This window comes from Paenibacillus sp. 481 (assembly GCF_021223605.1).
Lineage (GTDB): Bacteria > Bacillota > Bacilli > Paenibacillales > Paenibacillaceae > Paenibacillus_B.
The window spans coordinates 959,405-979,338 of the sequence record NZ_CP075175.1 but is presented as its reverse complement, the minus strand read 5'-3'; the positions used below and the strand labels follow the sequence as shown (position 1 = coordinate 979,338).

Sequence of the window (19,934 nt, the reverse complement as noted above, 5' to 3'; positions counted from 1 at the left end):
TAACTTATGCTAACTCTGTACACAGAGGTTAAGGTATATATAAACATAAAATTGAGTGAGATAGGGGAGTCATCACATGATGTATAAGACTCATCATTGCGGAAGCTTAACATCCGCACACATTGGTGAAACAGTAACACTTAACGGTTGGGTTCAACGTCGCCGCGACTTGGGCGGGGTATTGTTTATCGACCTTCGTGACCGCAGCGGTCTCGTGCAAGTTGTATTTAACCCGGAATTTTCTGCTGAGGCACTTACGATTGCTGACCGTGCCCGCAACGAATTTGTATTGGCAGTTAAAGGACAAGTCGTAGCGCGTGACGCAGAAACAGTTAACGCAAACTTGCCAACAGGCCAAATCGAAGTTCGCATTACTGAAATCGAAGTATTGAACGGAGCAAAAAACCCGCCATTCTTTATCGAAGACGGCATCGAAATCGACGAATCCCTTCGTTTGAAATATCGTTATTTGGATTTGCGTCGTCCTGAAATGCAGAAGACGTTGATGTTGCGCTCGAAAGCGGCGAAAATTTTCCGTGACTTCTTGGACGATAACGAGTTTATCGAAGTAGAAACACCAATCTTGACTAAGAGCACACCAGAAGGTGCACGCGACTATCTCGTACCGAGCCGTGTACATCCAGGCGAGTTCTTCGCATTGCCGCAATCGCCGCAAATTTTCAAGCAATTGTTGATGGTATCCGGTTTGGAGCGCTACTACCAAATCGCACGTTGTTTCCGCGATGAAGACTTACGCGCTGACCGTCAGCCTGAATTTACACAAGTGGACATCGAGACTTCGTTCTTGTCCCAAGATCAATTGCATGACATGATGGAGCAATTGATGGTTCGCTTGTTCCGTGAAACAGTTGGTGCTGAAATTCCAACTCCGTTCCAACGCATCACGTATAAAGATGCAATGGAGAAGTACGGTTCCGATAAGCCGGACTTGCGTTTTGGCTTGGAGCTTGTTGACGTATGCGACATCGTGTCGACGTGCGGCGTTAAAGTGTTCGCGTCTGTTATCGAAAAAGGCGGCGTTGTTAAAGTATTGAACGCGAAAGGCTGTGGCACATGGAGCCGTAAAGAGATCGACGATCTTGCTCCATTCGCAGCTCGCTACGGAGCAAAAGGCTTGGCGTGGGTTCAAGTGAAAGACGGCGAATTCCGCGGTCCGATCGTGAAGTTCTTCTCTGAGCAAGAGATCGAAGCATTGCGTGAGCGTACAGGTGCAGAAGAAGGCGACTTGTTGCTCTTCTCCGCTGACAACCGTAAAGTCGTTGCAGACGTGCTCGGCAACTTGCGTCTGCTCGTTGGCCGTCGCTTGAACTTGATCGACGACAGCAAGTTCAAATTTGCTTGGGTTGTTGATTTCCCATTGCTCGGCTACGACGAAGAAGCGAAGCGTTATGTAGCAGAACACCATCCGTTCACACGTCCTCGTACAGAAGACGTCGAGTTCTTCGATACAGACCCAGGTCAAATTCGTGCGCAAGCGTACGACTTGGTCTTGAACGGTTACGAAGTAGGTGGCGGTTCGATGCGTATTTACGAGCGTGACGTGCAGGAGAAAATGTTCCAAGCACTCGGTTTCTCACCAGAAGAAGCACAAGAGCAATTTGGCTTCCTCTTGAACGCATTCGAGTACGGCACGCCTCCACACGGTGGTATCGCATTCGGTTTCGACCGACTTGTGATGTTGCTTACAGGACGTACAAACTTGCGTGAAACGATCGCCTTCCCTAAAACGGCGAGTGCGACAGACTTGCTCTGTGACGCGCCTAGTATGGTAGAGCCTGTACAATTGGAACAGTTGCATATTAAGACAGCGATCAAGAAAAAAGAGAAAAAAGAAGAACAATAAGTTGCACAATTGCTATAATCGATTCGCGTAAATGCTCATGGGCCCATATGGTCAAATGAACGGATAGCGTAGCTGAATAGTTAAGCAACATATGTCCGACGCCCCTCGCTTGACTTCGCAGAAGTTTGCGCTTGGGGCGTTGCGGCTATTTAAGGGTGAACATGTTCAGGAACCCATTTTAATCGAATTTCAGGGAGGCTTTTTATCCAATGTTGCATCAATTTTCCCGTACAGAATTAGCTTTCGGCCCTGAAGGCTTAGAGAAAATGAAAGGCAGCACAGTTGCTGTACTTGGTATTGGCGGTGTGGGTGGTATTGCCGCAGAAGCGCTTGCGCGTACAGGCATCGGACGCATCATTATGATTGATAAAGATGTCGTCGATATTACGAACATTAACCGTCAAATTCATGCATTGACGACGACGGTTGGGCAAAAGAAAGCAGAGTTAATGCAGGAGCGCATTAAGCTTATCAACCCAGAGTGTGAAGCGATTGCACTTAATATGTTCTACACGGAAGAAACGTATGAAGAGCTGTTTAAATATGACCTCGATTACGTCGTGGACGCATCGGATACGATTTCATACAAAATACATTTGATTAAAGAATGCTTGCGTCGTAAAATTCCAATTATATCAAGTATGGGTGCAGCGAATAAGATGGACCCGACTCGTTTTCAGGTGGCCGACATTTCGAAGACGACCTATGATCCGATGGCGCGCGTTATTCGTCAGAAGCTGCGCAAAGAAGGCATTCGCAAAGGCGTTAAAGTCGTATTCTCGACAGAAGAGCCGATCAAACCACGTGGTGATGTAACGGAAAAGATCGTTTCGCCGAATGCGCCGGAAATTCGTAAAGCGAAGCAGCCGCCAGCGAGTAACTCGTTCGTACCGCCAGTAGCTGGGCTGATTATGGTAAGCGTCGTCGTTCGTGATCTGTTGCAAGACGTAGAGTAACGGTGCCACTATGGACTTATTTTCTTTTCGTGAAGAAGAGCAGGAAGCGGGGAGTATGCGGCTGTTAGCAGACCGCATACGTCCGCGCACGTTGGATGAATATATCGGTCAGGAGCATATCGTTGGCCCGGGAAGGCTACTTCGCCGAGCCATCGAAGCGGACAAAGTATCGTCCATTCTGCTCTATGGACCACCAGGCTGTGGCAAGACGACACTTGCCAATATCGTGTCAGAGCAGACGCAAGGCGAGTTCGTCCGCTTAAATGCGGTTGATGCATCCGTTAAAGATGTGCGTGCAGTCATTGAGAAGGCGGTATCGAACAAGTCCTTATATGGGACGAAGACGATTTTGTTCTTGGACGAAGTTCATCGCTTCAACCGTTCGCAGCAGGATGCCTTGCTGCCCGCGGTTGAAAAGGGGACGATCGTGTTCATCGGCGCAACGACAGAGAACCCATTCCATCATGTGAATGGGGCTTTAATGAGCCGTTCGACGCTGTTTCAATTGAAGCCGCTGACGAAGGAGCATTCGCTAATCGCGATGCAGCGAGCGCTTGCTGATAAGGAGCGTGGACTCGGCTTTATGCCGATTCAGGCCGATGAGCAAGCGCTTGCTCATATTGCTGCCATGGCAAATGGCGATATTCGGCGCGCGCTGAACGCTTTGGAGCTAGCGGCGATGACGACGATACCGGAGCCTGACGGCACGGTGCGTATTACGCTTGAAGAGGCGGAGGAGTCGGTGCGCCGTCCGACGATACAGGCGGACGAGTCTACGCAATACGACGTGCTGTCCGCCTTCCACAAGAGCGTGCGCGGCTCAAGTGATGCCGCACTGTTCTGGTTCTTCTATGCGGTCGAACAGCTTGGCATGGACCCGATGACGTTTATACGTCGGCTGACCGTAGCGTGCAGCGAAGATATTGGCCTGGCCAATCCGCAGGCGATGGTGCAGGCTGTAAGCGCCTTGGAGGCGTACCAGCGCATTGGCTGGCCGGAATCCAAATACGTGATTGCGCAAGCGATTTTGTTCGCGGTAGAAAGTCCGAAGTCCAATTCGATTCCGCTGGCGATTCAGCGCGTGATGCAAGCGTTTGAAGACGTCAAGTCGGCTGAAGTGCCGCTTCATCTGCGCGATACGCATTACAAAGGTGCAGATAAGCTCGGGCATAAAGGGTACCAATATCCACATGATTATGCTGGGCACTACGTGGATCAGCAGTATTTGCCCGATCCGCTTAAAAAACGTGTGTTCTTTATGGCCAGCGAACAAGGAATGGAAGCCAAAATGCGCATCAACCAAGAAATTCGCCGCAAACAGCGAACCGATCGGTCCGATGCGTAGTTCCGTCCGGCCTCCAGTTGAGCAAGATTTAAATGGTGCAGATCGTGCGGCTAGAGTGCCGCTCGGTCTGCTCGTTGTAATCGGCGGGTTTCTCGGAGCTGTGCTGCGTTACGGCATTTCACTTATGATGCCGTGGGAAGCGACAGCGGGATTTCCGTGGAGCACTTGGATCGTGAACATGGTGGGCAGTGGTTTCCTAAGCTGGTTGTATGCTTGGTTGCATATGCGCCCAGATGTAGCACCTGTATGGAAGTCGTTGTTAGGGACTGGGGTAGCTGGCGCATTTACGACCTTTTCTACCTTTTCAATGGAATCGGTATTGCTCGTTGAACAGGGGCTAGTGGATATCGCATTGTTGTACGTAGCTGCGAGTCTTCTAGGAGGGCTTCTATGTGCTTGGATAGGCTTTCTGTGTGGTTCTAGACGAACTAGCCGTTCTACGTCAAAAAACAAGGGAGAAACCCGATGAGCTGGCTATGGGTTGGACTAGGTGGGGCTGTCGGTGCGTGGTGTCGTTATTATATAGGCATCGTTGCCCTAAGACGTTGGAACGGTGACTTTCCTTGGGGTACTTGGATCATTAATATGTTGGGTTCTGCGTTGCTAGGTTTTATGTTTACTGTACAACTTTCATTACCTCAATCTATATATCTACTAATGGGCATAGGTTTTTGCGGTGCCTTTACGACCTTCTCTACCTTTTGTTACGAAGCGGTAGTGCTGATCCAGCGTGGAAAAGCAAAGGTCGCCTTTTTATATGTCGGAAGCAGTACGATTATTGGATTTGGTGTGGCTTATATTACCTACACGGTAAGCGGTTAGATCGACTCTTGTGATGGGTAATAAGATTTGCTAATCGAAAAGGAGAGATGTTTGTTATGGCAACTCAAGCACGTACTTCTAAGCTAGTCTGCGTATTTTTGCTCGGAATAAGTATCGTATTTCTATCTGCCTGCCAATCGTCGCAAAATGAATCCACAAATGAATCAACATCAACAGAATCAGCGCATGGCCATCACCAAGATCAGCTGATGACAAATGGGGATCTCCGACAATGGACAGCATCTAAGGACGAGCTACCCTCCTTTTTAGACGAGCAACGGGATGAAATTAAGTTGATTTATCGTTTGGCTGCACAAGAAGCTGAATTGTTACAATCGATGCCGTGCTATTGCGGTTGCGGAGATAGTGCTGGACATAAGAGTAATTTGAACTGCTTTGTGGCTCAAATTAACGAGAAGAACGAAATCGAATGGGATGACCATGGGACGAGATGTGGCGTTTGTTTGGATATTGCAGTCGAAGCTTCAAAGTTGAAACGGGATGGGAAATCGGCATCCGACATTCGTAAGATTATCGACAACAAATACAATGAGGGCTTTGCGAAGCCAACGCCGACGCCATTCCCAAAAGTGTAGGCAACGAGTTTTTTGACGTTTCCGAACGTTTCCTGTTGCAGCCATGATTATTATGAGGTCCTTTGTCATATCCTACAGGCATCAGCATGCGGTACATATGTCGATATGTTCATCTTCGGACGAAGACGGATGCTTAAGACGAAGGAGTGAATGTAGAAATGAATGATTTTATGGGAAAAAACTTGGAGGCTGACGTGCTTGAGCGGGTGTCACAAACGTTTAAAGCGTTGGGTGATCCGACGAGAATCCGAATTTTAACTTTGCTGGCACGGGAAGAGTGTGCGGTTAATCAAATTGCTGAAACCTTGCAATTGTCGCAGTCTGCGGTGTCACATCAATTGAAAACGCTCCGTGCGTATCGCTTTGTACGTTATCGTCGAGAAGGGCAGAACATTTTGTACGCTTGTGATGACTTACACATAATCGGACTGTTATCCGAAGCGATTCGTCATGCAGAAGAGGAAGGCGTTTAAGGCGTCTAAATATTACGAATTTTTTTAGTATAGGACGTTGCTGCCGATGAATATATTAGGCAAAAGATGTTTAGTGAAGCAGTGCTACGCGGTGTGAGTTTGACGGTTATGTTATCTGTTATATAATAAGATGGAAGGATTTTATTATTCAAAAATGGGGAGGTGGACCTGTCTGCGTCTAGTTTGTGTGGGGCAGATGGGGCAATTGTTTGAGTAGTGGTGATCCGTTACCGATAGGCTGGGGCCTACTGTTCATCGTGTTATTTGTGCTTATGAATAGCTTTTTTGTGGCAGCTGAGTACGCATTAGTCAAAGTTCGCGGCAGCCGCATCGAAGCTCTTGCTCAAGAGGGAGATCTGAGAGCTAAATTGGCACAACGCGTAACAAACAATGTAGACGGTTATTTATTAGCTTGTCAGTTAGGAATAACGTTGGCGTCACTTGGCTTAGGATGGATTGGAGCGCGTATGCTGTCGTTATGGCTGCATGATCCATTATCTGCGTTAGAAGCGGACTGGGCTGTCGTACACACGATATCGGTAGCTATCGCAATTATTATTATTGCTGCGCTGCATATTGTGCTGGGAGAGCTTGCACCCAAGACGTTAGCGGGGCGACGTGCAGAAGCAACCGCGATGTGGACTGTTGTGCCACTTATGTTGTTCTATAAACTGATGTATCCGTTTATTTGGTTGCTGAATAGTATGGCCAATCTCATTTTGCGCAGGACTGGCGTGAAACACGCTGGGGATCATGAGTCCGCGCATACAGAAGCAGAAATACGCAGCTTGGTGAAAGAAAGCCACAAGAGCGGATTAATTGATAACACTGAACTAGCATTAATGGATAACATATTTGAATTTTCGGAGACACACGCGCATGAAATTATGATTCCACGCACCGATATGGTATGTTTGTACGCTATTGATTCGATTGAGGCGATCAAGCAAAAAGCGTTTCGGGAAATGCATACTCGATTTCCTGTGTGTGAGTCGGACAAAGATCATATTCTCGGTTTTGTCCATATTAAGGACCTTGTGAAGACATCCCCAGATATAATGGACGTTCGTGATATTATCCGTCCGATTATGAGTGTTCCGGATTCGATGTCAATTAGCGCATTGCTTAAATTAATGCAAAAAAAGAAGATGCAAATGGCCATTCTCATTGATGAATATGGCGGTACGGCAGGACTAGTTACGCTGGAAGACATTATCGAGGAAATCGTCGGTGAAATACAAGACGAATTCGATGAGGATCGATTGCAAATTGAGAAGCGAGATGACAGGAATTACTCCATTGACGGCATGTTGCTTATTGAGGAATTGAATGCTTACTTCGGCACAGCGATTGTAACCGAAGATTATGATACAATTGGTGGTTGGATATATGCACGCTTAGACGCTGCGCCTAAAATTGGTCAACGCGTACGGGTAAGTGATGATTATGAATTTGTTGTGGAAGAAACCGATCATTTGCGCATTGTGCGCTTGCAAGTACAGCGCTTGAGTCATTTTAGATTAGATGAAGTTGCGGTCTCATCAGCGATGTTATAACGTTATAGTAACATGAAATATGCGAAATCGGCCTGGTCATAGACACAGGCCGATTTTTTTTGATTAGGAGCGTTTACTTTTTTACAGGCATAAATACAGAGGGTGTTAATTGTTCACTTTCAATAACGATGGCAGTTAGTCCATGACTGGTCTTCGTTTCATGCCATTCGTCTTTATCCCAAAAGACGGCGTCTCCAGCCTGTACATGAACGTACTCTTCCTTTTCGCCCCTTACGTATCCTTCGCCATTCATGACTAACAGAAGTTGAGGGACGACGGCTTGGTGATAACCAATGATGTCGTTCGCATCTAAATGCATACATCCAATATGCGTTGCAGCATCCGTTCGAACAATACGAGACATAACAAATTGGGAATCATAACGGGTAACAGGTTTACCGCTATCTTTGCTGAAAGTGAAAAATTGCATGATGTACCTCCTAGATGATGTTATCCATCATATTTATTCAACGGAATGGTACAATTATCCTGCTTTCATGTTACATGTAATTCCATAATCAGACGTAAATAAGCCCTCGTATCCTATAAAAAAATCCCTCACTAGACAACTGCGTACAACCTAAGCTTGTACGAGCTTCTAATGAGGGATCTTAGTTACCTATTCAAGTCGAACTCGGATGTATATCCAAGCGACTAAGCTTGCAATTTACGCACGGCATCAATAGTGCCGCCGCCTAAGCATGTTTCGCCGTCGTAAAATACGACCGCTTGACCTGGCGTCACCGCACGCTGATTGACGTCAAACGTGACTTCAACCGTACCGTCGGCGTTGCGTTGCAGCGTCACGCCTTGATCAGGCTGACGATAGCGGAACTTCGCTGTGCAGCGAATCGGGCCTGCTGGCATCTCGCCTGCAATCCAATTCATACGGCCAGCAAGCAAGCCCGTGGAATAAATGCTCGGGTGGTCGTCGCCTTGGACCACGTGCAACACGTTGTCCGTCAAGTCCTTATCGACCACGAACCACGGCTCGCCTGTGCCAGAGCCGCCGATGCCCAAGCCTTGACGCTGTCCTAGCGTATAGTACATCAGTCCGTCGTGACGGCCCTTCACTTCGCCTGAACGAATGTCAACCATATTGCCCGGCTGTGCAGGCAAGAACTGACTCAAAAATTGCTTGAAGTTGCGCTCGCCGATAAAGCATACGCCTGTGCTGTCTTTTTTCTTCGCCGTAGGCAATCCAGCTTCTTCTGCAATACGACGCACTTCCGGCTTCGGCAAATGGCCGATCGGGAACATGGCTTTGGACAATTGTTCCTGATTGAGCGCGTTTAGGAAATACGTCTGGTCTTTATTCTGGTCAATCCCGCGTAAAAGCTTGAAAGCTCCATTGTCGCTCGTTACCCGCGCATAATGTCCTGTCGCCAAGTAATCGGCGCCGAGATCAAGCGCTTTTTGCAAAAATTCACCGAACTTGATTTCGCGATTGCACATGACATCCGGGTTCGGTGTGCGTCCGCGACGGTATTCGTCTAAGAAGTAAGAGAACACTTTATCAAAATATTCCTTCTCGAAATTAACCGTATAATAAGGAATGCCGATATGCTCGCATACGCGACGTACGTCTTCTGCATCTTCCTCTGCTGTACAGTGGCCGAATTCGTCTGTATCATCCCAGTTTTTCATAAAGATGCCGATCACGTCATAGCCCTGTTGCTTCAGCAGGAGCGCGGTAACGGAAGAATCGACACCGCCTGACATGCCGACGACGACGCGAGTGTCTGCGTTCGATTTTGTCATTTAGAATCACCATCTTTGCTGCGAGTATTGTTTGGCCCGCGTAATCATTTATAATTGTAACATATGGCGCTTTTATAACGAAATGCTGAACTTTTGTCAAGTGTATGTCCATTTCTGTGAATAGGTTGCTAGATTGTTGCCCATAACGAGTATAGTTGTGTTACGATATACAGGGTGCCTTAATCGGAATACATTGTTTTAATTGCATAAAATTATACAATGGTGATAAAGTCATGACAACACAATATTCGTGAACAAGACGCTAGGTAGTTATACTGGTAAAATGAATAATTACAACCTACAAAGCCTATGAAACCTACAAACTTACGAAACCAATAATGAGGTGTAAACATGAAGATTTCAACGAAAGGCCGTTACGGCTTAACGATTATGATGGAATTGGCAAGGAGCTTTGGTGAAGGACCGACTTCTTTGAAAAGTATTGCCGAGCGTAACAACTTATCTGAGCATTATTTGGAGCAACTTATCGCTCCGCTGCGTAACGCAGGGCTTGTAAAAAGTATTCGCGGCGCTTACGGCGGTTATATTTTGGCTCGCGAGCCGGAAACTGTATCCGCAGGCGACGTGATTCGCGTGCTTGAAGGGCCGATCTCACCAGTTGACTTTACCGAAGAGGATGATCCGGCAAAGCGCGATTTGTGGCTGCGTATTCGTGACAGCATTGCGCAAGTGCTGGATACGACGACGTTGGCAGACCTGATTCATTTTAAAGGCGAAGGCAGCCTTAATAGCTACATGTTCTATATTTAAAGGAGATTGGCAAAATGGAACGGATCAACTTTGACCATGCAGCGACGACACCGCTTCATCCAGCTGTCATCGACGTGATGGTAGCCAGCATGCGTGATGTATACGGAAATCCGTCCAGCGTGCACGCGGCTGGACGGGAAGCAAAGCTTGCGCTTAATCAGGCGCGCGACCGAATTGCGGCGCGTTTAGGCTGCAAGCCGCAGGAACTTATTTTTACGAGTGGCGGCTCGGAAAGCGACAATACGGCGCTGTATGGCGTGGCTATGGCAGCTTGGCTCAAATCGGGCAAGCAGGTGAAGCCGCATCTCGTGACGACTCAAATCGAGCATCATGCCGTGCTGCACGCGTGTGAGCGCTTGGAGCGTCTTGGCTTTGAAGTGACTTACGTTGCACCGGATGAGTTCGGGCAAGTTCAGGCAGACGACATTGTTGCAGCATTGCAACCGAATACGTGCTTAGTGAGTGTCATGTATGGGAACAACGAAGTTGGAACCTTGCAGCCGATTGAGCAGATCGGGGCACGCGTTCGTGAGCGTGGCGTCCTTATGCATACGGACGCGGTACAAGCTTTAGGGTTGGTGCCTTTGCATCTTGCGTCACTGCCTATTGATTTTGCCAGCTTCTCTGCACACAAAATTAACGGCCCTAAAGGTGTGGGCCTGTTATATGCACGTACGGGTGCTGCGTGGGACCCGTATTTGTACGGTGGAAATCAAGAGCGCAAGCGCCGCGCGGGCACGGAAAATGTAGCGGGCATCGTCGGCTTCGCAGAGGCGGTAGAGCTTGCAACTAGTGATGCCGAGTCCGCAGCGAAAATAGAGCTGCTGGGCCAAATTCGCCATACGCTCTGGACGGAACTATGTGCACAGCTCGGTGCTCATGTCGTGCTGAACGGGCACCCCGAGCAAGGCTTGCCGCACATTTTAAACGTTAGCTTTAGCGGTGTGCCGACCGAATCGCTACTTATGAATTTGGACATGGAAGGCATATTGGCGGCAAGCGGCTCAGCGTGTACGTCAGGATCGCTTGAAGTGTCGCACGTGCTGCAAGCGATGCGACTTGATCATGAACGTGCTCGCACGGCTGTTCGATTCAGCTTCGGTTTGGGCAATACTATAGAACAGGCACAATTTGCCGCTCACCAAATTGCAACCATCGTAACACGCGTTCGTACTAGACGATAAGGACATGAATTAGCGTGATTGGAGGGGCTTAGCGTGGACGGCAAGTTACCGTGCTGAAATTAGTAAGGCATACATAGCCGTAACGCTAGCTATAGGAGGCCCCGACATGAAGCTGCTAGAATTAATTGGTTTGCCTGTTTACGATATTGTGACTGGCAAGCGGGTGTCCAAGGTGAAAGATATTTGGTTGTCAGAACAACATTGCATCACCCATATTGAGCTTGAAGGGGTGTCCCGTTTTGAGCGCGTCATACGGTATGTAGCTTGGGAAGATGTGACGGGCTGTGGAGAGGATGCCATCATGATCGTGGACAACGAAGCTGTCCAACATTCAGCAGAGGTATTTCACGAACGAAAGTTCCTCCATGGTGGTCAGCATTTGAAAGATTTGCCTGTCGTCACAACGGAAGGCATTCAAGTGGGATGGGTAGCAGATGTTTATTTTCAGCCAAATATGGGTAACCAGTTAATAAGTCTAGAAATTACAGACGGGTTGCTATCCGACCTTCTGGAAGGTAGACGACGCATAGATTGGACCAGTCAAATGACTTGGGGTGAAGATGCTATCGTCGTGCAAGAAGGCTGACAGAGGCGAGATAGGAACAAATTTACGTATGGACGGAATGGTGAAGACGATGATTCGATGCCCAAATTGCAACTCGAAAGACATCGGAAAAATAGGCTCCCACCAGTTTTATTGCTGGGGATGTTTTATTGAATTGACTGTGAACGGAGAAAAAATGTCCGTATTTCAAGTGGAGGAAGATGGTTCATTAAGCTCGCTGGACGATTTGTTTTTTGGCGATGACCTTATGCCGCCTTCTTTCCCAGAGGCGCAAGCTTCGACGTAGTCGCGTACACGTACGATAGCGGACTTTACATTTTAGCATATAGGCATACGTTTGCGGTGTAACAGCGCCTGAACTTTAACCGATAAGGTTTTAGTTCAGGCGTTTTTTGTGTTTCCTGAAAAGTGTGAGCAATATCATATTGCGAGTTTATTTTGTAATTCATAATACATGTAGTGGGATGTTGAATAATAAACACTATATGTAGTGTTTCATAAGATAAAGAGGTGGGCAATGTGTCATTAATACCGATCCAGCCATTAGAGCAGTTGACTGCATCGTTGGACGAAATTGTCGTAGGCGACAACCATGATGTGATGCAGGAAAACGCAAACGTTGACAGCAGGTCGCCAATGGGAATGATGGGCAAAATGGCTAGTGAAAGTGCGCGCTGGTATGCCGTGCAGCACTTGCTTACGCCTGAAGCACGTGAAGCCATCGAGCAAAATATAATGTATCCGCACGATCTCGATTTTTACGCTTCCGGCACGACGACTTGCTGCCAGATTTCGCTCGCCAAGCTGCTCGCGAGCGGCTTTAACACAGGTCATGGGCATATGCGTCAGCCGCAAGACATCAAGAGTGCGCTTGCACTCGCCTCGATTATTTTACAGGCGAATCAAAATCAGCAGCACGGCGGTCAGGCTTACCCGACGTTTGATTATGATGTGGCGCCGTATGTGCGGCGCACGTTTGAGCGTCATAGACGCTACTTAAGCGGGTTGCCGCTAGGCGCACAATTTGCTGTCGAGCAGGAGGCTTGGAAATTGACCGAGCGCGACGTCTATCAGGCGTGCGAGGCATTTATCCACAACGCTAACTCGATGCACTCGCGCGGTGGTGGTCAGGTGCCGTTTATTTCGATTAATTACGGCACCGACACGTCAGTTGAAGGACGGATGCTTGTCCGTCAACTGCTGCTTGCGACGCAGGCGGGTCTTGGCAAAGGGGAGACACCGATATTTCCGATTCAAATCTTTAAGCTGAAGGACGGAGTCAATTTTCAACCTGAAGACCCGAATTACGATCTATATTTACTCGCGCTAGAAACGACAGCCGAAAGGTTGTTTCCGAACTTCGCATTTCTCGACGCACCATTCAATGCGCAGTACGATGACGGTACACCAGAGAGCGAAGCTTGCTATATGGGCTGCCGTACCCGTGTCATGGGAAATGTAAACGGCAAAGAAACACCACTCGGCAGAGGCAACCTGTCTTTCACCTCGCTGAATCTAGTTCGACTTGCGCTGCTCACGGGTAGCGAGGCGGGCTTTTTCCTCCGCTTGGATGAGCTGCTCAGCATCGCCGTGCGTCAATTGCTGACGCGCTATGAGTATCAAGCTAGCAAGCGGGCACGTGACTTTTCGTTTTTGATGCAGCAGGGGGTGTGGCGTGGTGGCGAGCAGTTGCGGCCAGAAGATGAGCTGCGTGAGATATTAAAGCAGGGCACGCTTAGCGTTGGCTTTATCGGGCTCGCGGAAGCGCTTGTCGTGCTGACCGGTAAACATCACGGCCAGTCAGATGATGCTTGGCAACTAGGCATGCGCATCGTTCAACATATGAGACGCCGCATGGATGAGGCGATGCATGCGACAGGAATGAACTTTTCGTTAATCGCGACTCCCGCGGAAGGGTTGTCTGGTAAGTTTACGAAGCGGGATCGTCGTGATTTCGGAACGATTATGAATGTCACCGACCGCGACTATTACACGAATTCGTTTCATATTCCGGTCTACGCTAAATCACTCGCCTACGACAAAATTCGGTTGGAAGCACCGTTTCACGAGCTGTGCAATGCGGGACACATTACGTATGTCGAGCTGGACGGCAGCGCCAAGGCGAACCCGCAAGCGCTGGACAAACTTGTGCGCACGATGGCAGCTCACGGCATCGGCTACGGCTCAATCAATCATCCGATCGATCGCTGCCGCGCATGCGGCCACCACGATACGATCGAGCAGCGCTGCCCCGTCTGTGGAGCCGGAGAGCACGAGATCGAGCGCATCCGCCGCATTACTGGTTACTTAGTTGGCGATATGAACAAATGGAACTCTGCCAAGCGCGCAGAAGAAGCAGAGCGGGTGAAGCACGGATGAGCTTAACCGCCTTGCGCGTCCTCTCGATCGTACATGATAGCGTTGTGGACGGTGAGGGCTTACGCAGCGTTGTCTTTTTTAGCGGCTGCCCGCATCGCTGCTTCTGTTGTCACAACCCACAATCTTGGCGGTTTGAACAAGGAACCGCGATGACGGTAGAAGAGGTGTTCCAAGCGCTTATGTCCAATCCGCTGTGTGAGGTTACGCTATCTGGCGGAGAGCCATTTATGCAAGCTAAGCAGGTTAAAGTACTCGCACAGCGTCTCAAGCAAGCGGGTAAGCATATTTGGGCGTATAGCGGCTACACGGTGGAGCAATTATTATCAGGCACAGTGCACCAGCAAGAGCTGCTTCGCTATATAGATGTGCTGGTGGACGGGCCATTTCGGCTGGAGCGCAAAGTTCCAGGCTTACGATTTCGCGGCAGTGACAATCAACGGATATGGATGTTGCAAGAAGGTAAACCAAGCGGGTTAATTTTTTCTTAGCCTACATATACTTTACTGTATGAAGCTCGTCCGAACGGAGTGTGGAGTGCAGTGGAGCGCTTATTTAAAAATAAACTATTCATTTATGGCATATATGTATTGCTTGGTCTAATCATCGTTTACTTTCTGTTTCAGTTAAAGCCGTTGCTCAGTCAAGTTTATTTGTTTATGAAAACGGTGCTCGCCCCCTTTTTTATTGCGATGATTATCGCTTACGTCTTAAATCCTGTCGTTACGCTGCTCAATGAACGAAAAGTGCCGCGCACGATGGCTGTGCTGCTCATTTATGCCGTATTTATCGCTTCGATAACGGTCATTTTAATGAATATGATTCCGATGCTGTTAAAGCAGCTTCAGGAACTCAATTCGCAAATGCCGAACTTGACGGTCAAAGCAGAGAAGTTAGTGGATGGTCTCAACGATTCATCTATCATGCCACAGTCGGTTCGTTCTGGGCTAAACAACTGGATTTACGCGTTCGAAGAGAAGATGGCACGAGGCATTGCCGATTTTATGGACAATATCGGGGCGACGATTAATATGTTGTTTATTGCGATGATCGTGCCGTTTCTTATTTTTTACATCCTTAAAGATTTCGACGTGTTTGAGCGCACGATTATTGCTTACGTGCCAAAATCGCACCGCAAACATATGGTTATGATGCTGAAGGACATTGATTTTGCACTTGGCAATTATATTCGCGGTCAATTTCTCGTCTGTGTCATTATCGGCGTACTCGCGTACATCGGTTATTGGATGATTGGAATGCCCTACGCGTTGTTGCTGGCGTTGTTTGTGGCGATTTTCAACATCATTCCGTATTTGGGCCCGTACTTTGGTGCGGCTCCAGCGCTTATCGTTGCCTCAACGATTTCGTTGAAAATGCTCATATTTGTAGCTATCGTCAATACGCTATGTCAAATCATGGAGGGGAATATTATTTCCCCTCAAGTCGTGGGGCGGACGCTGCATATGCACCCGCTCGTTATCATTTTTGCCCTGCTCGTTGGTGGCGAGTTGGCTGGCGTTGTTGGGTTAATTTTGGCCGTGCCTTTTTTCGCTGCGATGAAAGTTGTGCTTCAACATGTGTTTACGTATTATATTCGGCGCAAGACGACGTAACCGAAATAATGATGGGTAAGGAAGTCCGTATCAGCATGCGCTGGTGCGGATTTTTTTCTGCTCAATTTTAGCTTAACAGCGTTTCAAAAAAACGATTACCGGGTACATATAGCGCGACAACGACAACGATGTCGACAACAATGACGATAGACGGTACGCGGATTGTAACAAATTGATTCGTTTCCACGTTTAGGTAAGTGTAGCTGTATACTGCACGAATGCAGATATCCATTTTGAAGGGGGAAACAGACTGTGAAACGATTGATCGCGATCGGGCTTACCTTTGTGTTGGCAGCGGAACTGGCTGTCGGAACAGCAGGTGCTATGGCAAATATAGAGACGCATTCCGTTATAAAAATAGAGCATACGGATACGAAAATATTGAATCCACTTAGGGAGCAGTCGCTCTCTCCAAGTACAAATACGACAGAAGTAGGATTACAGCCCTATTTAAAAATATCGTTCAATGAAGCGATTAAAAAAAATGGCGGCTCGATTGTAATCGCCAAAAAATCGGGAGAAATCGTCGATACGATTGCAGTCAATAGTGATCGGGTCCGGTTAAGTAGTAACCGCCAGTACGTCTACTTCAAGCCGGATAAGCCGCTAGAGCCTGATCAGGCCTACTATGTGCAAGTGGAGGCGGGTGCGTTTAAGACAAAGGATGCGGTTTTTGCTGGGATTTATGACCCTACACTATGGTCGTTTACGACAGTGGCAATTCCGAGTGTCGTGCAATTGCAGCCTGCTAGGGGACAGCAGGATGTACCTACAGATACGCATTTAACGCTCCAATTTAACGAAAATGTGTGGGGGTACAGTGGCAGAATTGCCATTCGTGCGGCTAAAGACGAACACGTGCTATATGTGCCTGTTCGCTCTCCACAGGTAACAGGCGATGGCACGAAGACGATAGTGATCGATACCACGCGTGATTTGAAGCCTAATACGGAGTATGTGATAGAAGTTCCAAGGGGAGCCTTCCGCAATGAAGCGAACCAGCTAATGGAGGGGTTGGATGATGCTCAAACATGGCGCTTTACAACGAGTAGGTCGGATAAGTCGGATGTTAGTGCCCCTGTGTTGCAAGCTGCTGCCATGTTGAACACGAGGACGATTCGGTTGACGTACAACGAAAATCTTGATAAACATTCGGTACCTCCGATTATCAGTTATTTCGTGACGGTAAATGGAGCTGCTCATGATATTTATGATGTGGAGGTAAACGGTGAGCATGTACTGCTTAAGCTTCGTAGCGGGGTTGATGCTGGGCAAGTTGTGCAACTGACGTATGCGGCGACATCTGGCAGCAAAGTGATTCAAGATGCAGCTGGCAATCGTGTTGCTGCTTTGGAACGTCATCAAGTCGTAAACAATACTGATACGACATTGCCTCGAGTCGTTCAAGCTACGGTTCAAGGCTCGATTATCACACTGGAATTTAACGAAGAGCTGGAATCTGTGGCTGACGCTTTTGAGCAATTCCGTGTTTATGTAGATGGCAGTAGACGTAGCATGACTCATGCATCTCGATCCGGCAATAAGCTGACATTGCATCTGAGCGGTCGCGTAACTGACAATCAAGGCGTCAAGTTGTCTTACAGGGCCAGCCAATATCCGCTTAAAGATCGTGCCGGCAACTCTGTTCAATCGTTTACGGATATGGTTGTGCGCAATCTGAGCGACCGTCAAGTGCCTGTGCTACAAGCTACACGAGTCAAAGGGAATATCGTGACATTGAGTTATCAAGGCGCACTTCGTTCCGAACAGGTGCCGTTGCGCAGCCATTATTCAGTGTTAGTGAATCATGTCGCACGAAATGTTGACAAAGTGGAGATCAAAGGCAACGTCGTTGAGTTGACGCTCTCGTCAAGCATCGGAGTGAATGATAATGTGACGGTGTCGTATGTGCCTGGCGAGCCGCGGCTCGTTGATTTAAGCGGCAACGCAGTCTCTAGCTTCTCGCAGGTTCGTGCCAATAACCAAACGGACCAGCAAGCGCCCTATTTGCGCTCAGCTACCATGAAAGGCGCGACGCTCACGTTGAGGTTCTCTGCGCACTTACGAGAGTCGCCTGCACCTGCTGCACATCAATTTACGGTGCGGACACGTACTGCTTTGCAGCAAGTAAGAAGTGTATCGGTGGATGACGACACGGTCGTTATCGTGCTGGAACGGGCAGTACATGCAAGTGATAGCATTACGCTGTCATACGTAGCGGGTGCAGCGGGTACAAATCTGCTGCAAGATTTGCAAGGAAACAGCGTGCTGACGCTCTCTAATTTCTCAGTAACGAATCAGACGGACAGCAACAATTCCCGTCCACAAGAAATTCAGCCCATCACGTATAATACGTTTTTAAGCTCGGGCTGGCATGTACTTGCAACTACCGCGGCTGAAGCAACATCAGACCGCTCGCGCTTCGGTGAGTCGATCCGTCGATATACGCTCACGGAAAGTAAATTAAGAGCAGCCTTTGACTACGTTGTGCGTCACACGAACCAACCGTATCTCATGTATGAGGTGCCGTCCTCAGAGCGGGCAGCAATGGTATCCGTACCGCTGTACACGTTAAAAGAGGTGTATGGCAAAGCAAACGAGGCCACATTTGCTGTTCGGTACGGAGATGTATTGTACAGCATACCGCTAAAGCAATTGAACTTTAGCCAATTGGAACGCGAGTGGGGGAGCAGTCCAGCCTACTTGCTGCTGCAGATAGAACGGGTGTCCGGTTCGAACGCGGGAGCGCTCGAACGTGAGCTCAAACAAAAAGGTGCTAACGTGCGCGTGCAGGCACATGACTTCTATGCGTCTACTTATGCAGGCTCGTCTAGTCCACGGGCATTGGGCGTGAAATTGCCATACAAGGTTCGTACGACAGGTAGCGTGCAGCGTGACCAAGCAACAGCCGTTCGCTACGATTCCGGCTTGCAGAAGCTTAGCTTCGTGCCTACTGTGATGTCTCAAGAAGGCGGCGTTTCCGTGTTCTCGTTCCAATTGCAAGGCAACGACGCGGTCGCGATGGTAGACCGGAATCGCGCCTTTAATGACACGAAAAATCATTGGGGACGAGACGCTATCCATGAACTTGCTGCTAAGTTTATTATCGAAGGCACAACTCCAGACACCTTCTCGCCAGATGCGCCGGTGACGAGAGCCCAGTTCGCGATCATGATAGCACGAGCGCTTGGCTTGCAGGCGGATGCAAGCGGCGGCACAGGATATAGTGATGTAGGAGCAAATAGCCCAATGGCTCCTTACATTAAAGCAGCTTCTGACGCGGGTATTATTAAAGGATATTTAGATCATACGTTCCGTCCAAATGATCTGATTACACGTGAGCATATGTCATTGATGATTGTGCGGGCGATGGAGTACGCAGGTCGTCCGGTATCGGCTGACAATTCAGCGTTAAATGCGTTCAAAGACCGCAAAGCTATTCACGGATATGCGGAGCAAGGTGTGGCTAAGGCCGTGTCGTCAGGTGTGGTGCAAGGATTAATGGGCAATATGTTCGGACCACAGAAAAAAGCGACGCGAGCGGAAGCAGCAACGATTTTAACGCGTATGTTGAAGAAGATCGGTTATTTAGGCTAGTTCGTAGGAAAGTTAAACGTTGTACCAGTACACCCCTCTTCGCTAGCACGATCAATCGGCTTATTAAGCTTAGTCTTTCAACGGAGAGGGGCTCGCCGTTAATGGATCGTTAATTGACCGCTAATTGACAATTATTCATCCAATATCTATACTAAATTATCGGATATACGTTATTGAATATACGATATTGTATATCGAATACGAATATGGAATGAAAACGTTGAAGAAACCAAGTAAGCCGCAGCCCTTGGGCCAGAGAGAAGATTTCGAAGTGTGCGCCAACCAGCTATTCAGCTGTTGCATACGGGGCTGTAAAAATCTTCACTAAGAAGAGCCGCTGAACGCTAGTTTCGGAGTGTGAATTAACTTCACCGGGTCGTTCCGTTAACGACGACGAGGCGATCGCTATTTTTAGCACAAAGAGTGACCTATCCATGACTGCATACGCAGCTGCG

Annotated in this window: 18 protein-coding genes; 16 read left to right on the top strand and 2 right to left on the bottom strand. The window is 48.3% G+C overall.

Annotated features, from left to right (window positions below; translation table 11 throughout):
• Positions 1–76 precede the first annotated feature (76 nt).
• From aspS to KIK04_RS04020, 8 genes are all read left to right on the top strand, one after another.
• Positions 77–1,864: an aspartate--tRNA ligase gene (aspS, locus tag KIK04_RS04055; RefSeq protein WP_232277050.1), complete on the top strand. Its 1,788-nt coding sequence runs from the start codon at positions 77–79 to the stop codon at positions 1,862–1,864.
• A gap of 209 nt (positions 1,865–2,073) precedes the next feature.
• A complete protein-coding gene (locus KIK04_RS04050) occupies positions 2,074–2,820 on the top strand; it encodes a tRNA threonylcarbamoyladenosine dehydratase (protein WP_232277049.1) in 747 nt (248 codons plus the stop codon).
• 10 nt (positions 2,821–2,830) lie between these two features.
• A complete protein-coding gene (locus tag KIK04_RS04045) occupies positions 2,831–4,165 on the top strand; it encodes a replication-associated recombination protein A (protein ID WP_232277048.1) in 1,335 nt (444 codons plus the stop codon).
• Entirely contained in the window at positions 4,158–4,634 is a 477-nt protein-coding gene (gene crcB / locus KIK04_RS04040) for a fluoride efflux transporter CrcB (RefSeq protein ID WP_232277047.1), read from the top strand. The genes KIK04_RS04045 and crcB (KIK04_RS04040) overlap by 8 nt, the downstream gene beginning before the upstream one ends.
• A complete protein-coding gene (gene crcB / locus KIK04_RS04035; RefSeq protein WP_232277046.1) occupies positions 4,631–4,987 on the top strand; it encodes a fluoride efflux transporter CrcB in 357 nt (118 codons plus the stop codon). Before crcB (KIK04_RS04040) ends, crcB (KIK04_RS04035) begins: the two co-directional genes overlap by 4 nt.
• Positions 4,988–5,043: 56 nt before the next feature.
• Positions 5,044–5,583: a PCYCGC motif-containing (lipo)protein gene (locus tag KIK04_RS04030; RefSeq protein WP_232277045.1), complete on the top strand. Its 540-nt coding sequence runs from the start codon at positions 5,044–5,046 to the stop codon at positions 5,581–5,583.
• A 158-nt stretch (positions 5,584–5,741) separates the two neighbouring features.
• A complete protein-coding gene (locus KIK04_RS04025) occupies positions 5,742–6,056 on the top strand; it encodes an ArsR/SmtB family transcription factor (RefSeq protein ID WP_232277044.1) in 315 nt (104 codons plus the stop codon).
• A 209-nt stretch (positions 6,057–6,265) separates the two neighbouring features.
• Positions 6,266–7,612 carry a hemolysin family protein gene (locus KIK04_RS04020; protein WP_269670992.1) on the top strand — a complete coding sequence of 449 codons (1,347 nt, stop codon included), beginning with the start codon at positions 6,266–6,268 and terminating at the stop codon, positions 7,610–7,612.
• Between the two features lie 73 nt (positions 7,613–7,685).
• On the opposite strand, the gene KIK04_RS04015 is transcribed toward KIK04_RS04020, so the two are convergent.
• The gene (locus KIK04_RS04015) at positions 7,686–8,042 is read right to left on the bottom strand and encodes a cupin domain-containing protein (protein WP_232277043.1); all 357 of its coding nucleotides are present in this window, start codon (positions 8,040–8,042) and stop codon (positions 7,686–7,688) included.
• 224 nt (positions 8,043–8,266) lie between these two features.
• Positions 8,267–9,373, bottom strand: a complete 1,107-nt coding sequence (gene mnmA, locus KIK04_RS04010) for a tRNA 2-thiouridine(34) synthase MnmA (protein ID WP_232277042.1) — start codon at positions 9,371–9,373, stop codon at positions 8,267–8,269.
• A 351-nt stretch (positions 9,374–9,724) separates the two neighbouring features.
• On the opposite strand from mnmA, the gene cymR reads away from it, so the two are divergent.
• The 8 genes from cymR to KIK04_RS03970 all read left to right on the top strand — a co-directional run bounded on the left by cymR (position 9,725) and on the right by KIK04_RS03970 (position 19,479).
• Positions 9,725–10,144 carry a cysteine metabolism transcriptional regulator CymR gene (gene cymR, locus KIK04_RS04005; protein ID WP_232277041.1) on the top strand — a complete coding sequence of 140 codons (420 nt, stop codon included), beginning with the start codon at positions 9,725–9,727 and terminating at the stop codon, positions 10,142–10,144.
• Positions 10,145–10,158: 14 nt separating this feature from the next.
• The gene (locus KIK04_RS04000; RefSeq protein WP_232277040.1) at positions 10,159–11,328 is read left to right on the top strand and encodes a cysteine desulfurase family protein; all 1,170 of its coding nucleotides are present in this window, start codon (positions 10,159–10,161) and stop codon (positions 11,326–11,328) included.
• A gap of 106 nt (positions 11,329–11,434) precedes the next feature.
• Positions 11,435–11,914, top strand: coding sequence for a PRC-barrel domain-containing protein (locus KIK04_RS03995; protein ID WP_232277039.1), 480 nt, complete (start codon positions 11,435–11,437; stop codon positions 11,912–11,914).
• 49 nt (positions 11,915–11,963) lie between these two features.
• Positions 11,964–12,179, top strand: a complete 216-nt coding sequence (locus tag KIK04_RS03990) for a hypothetical protein (protein WP_232277038.1) — start codon at positions 11,964–11,966, stop codon at positions 12,177–12,179.
• 233 nt (positions 12,180–12,412) lie between these two features.
• Positions 12,413–14,272 (top strand): anaerobic ribonucleoside triphosphate reductase, encoded by a 1,860-nt coding sequence (locus tag KIK04_RS03985; protein ID WP_232277037.1) that lies wholly within the window; start codon positions 12,413–12,415, stop codon positions 14,270–14,272.
• Positions 14,273–14,283: 11 nt separating this feature from the next.
• The gene (nrdG, locus tag KIK04_RS03980; RefSeq protein ID WP_232278587.1) at positions 14,284–14,760 is read left to right on the top strand and encodes an anaerobic ribonucleoside-triphosphate reductase activating protein; all 477 of its coding nucleotides are present in this window, start codon (positions 14,284–14,286) and stop codon (positions 14,758–14,760) included.
• A 51-nt stretch (positions 14,761–14,811) separates the two neighbouring features.
• Complete coding sequence (locus tag KIK04_RS03975) at positions 14,812–15,882, top strand: AI-2E family transporter (protein ID WP_232277036.1); 1,071 nt, start codon at positions 14,812–14,814, stop codon at positions 15,880–15,882.
• 252 nt (positions 15,883–16,134) lie between these two features.
• Positions 16,135–19,479 (top strand): SwmB domain-containing protein, encoded by a 3,345-nt coding sequence (locus KIK04_RS03970; protein WP_232277035.1) that lies wholly within the window; start codon positions 16,135–16,137, stop codon positions 19,477–19,479.
• Positions 19,480–19,934 lie beyond the last annotated feature (455 nt).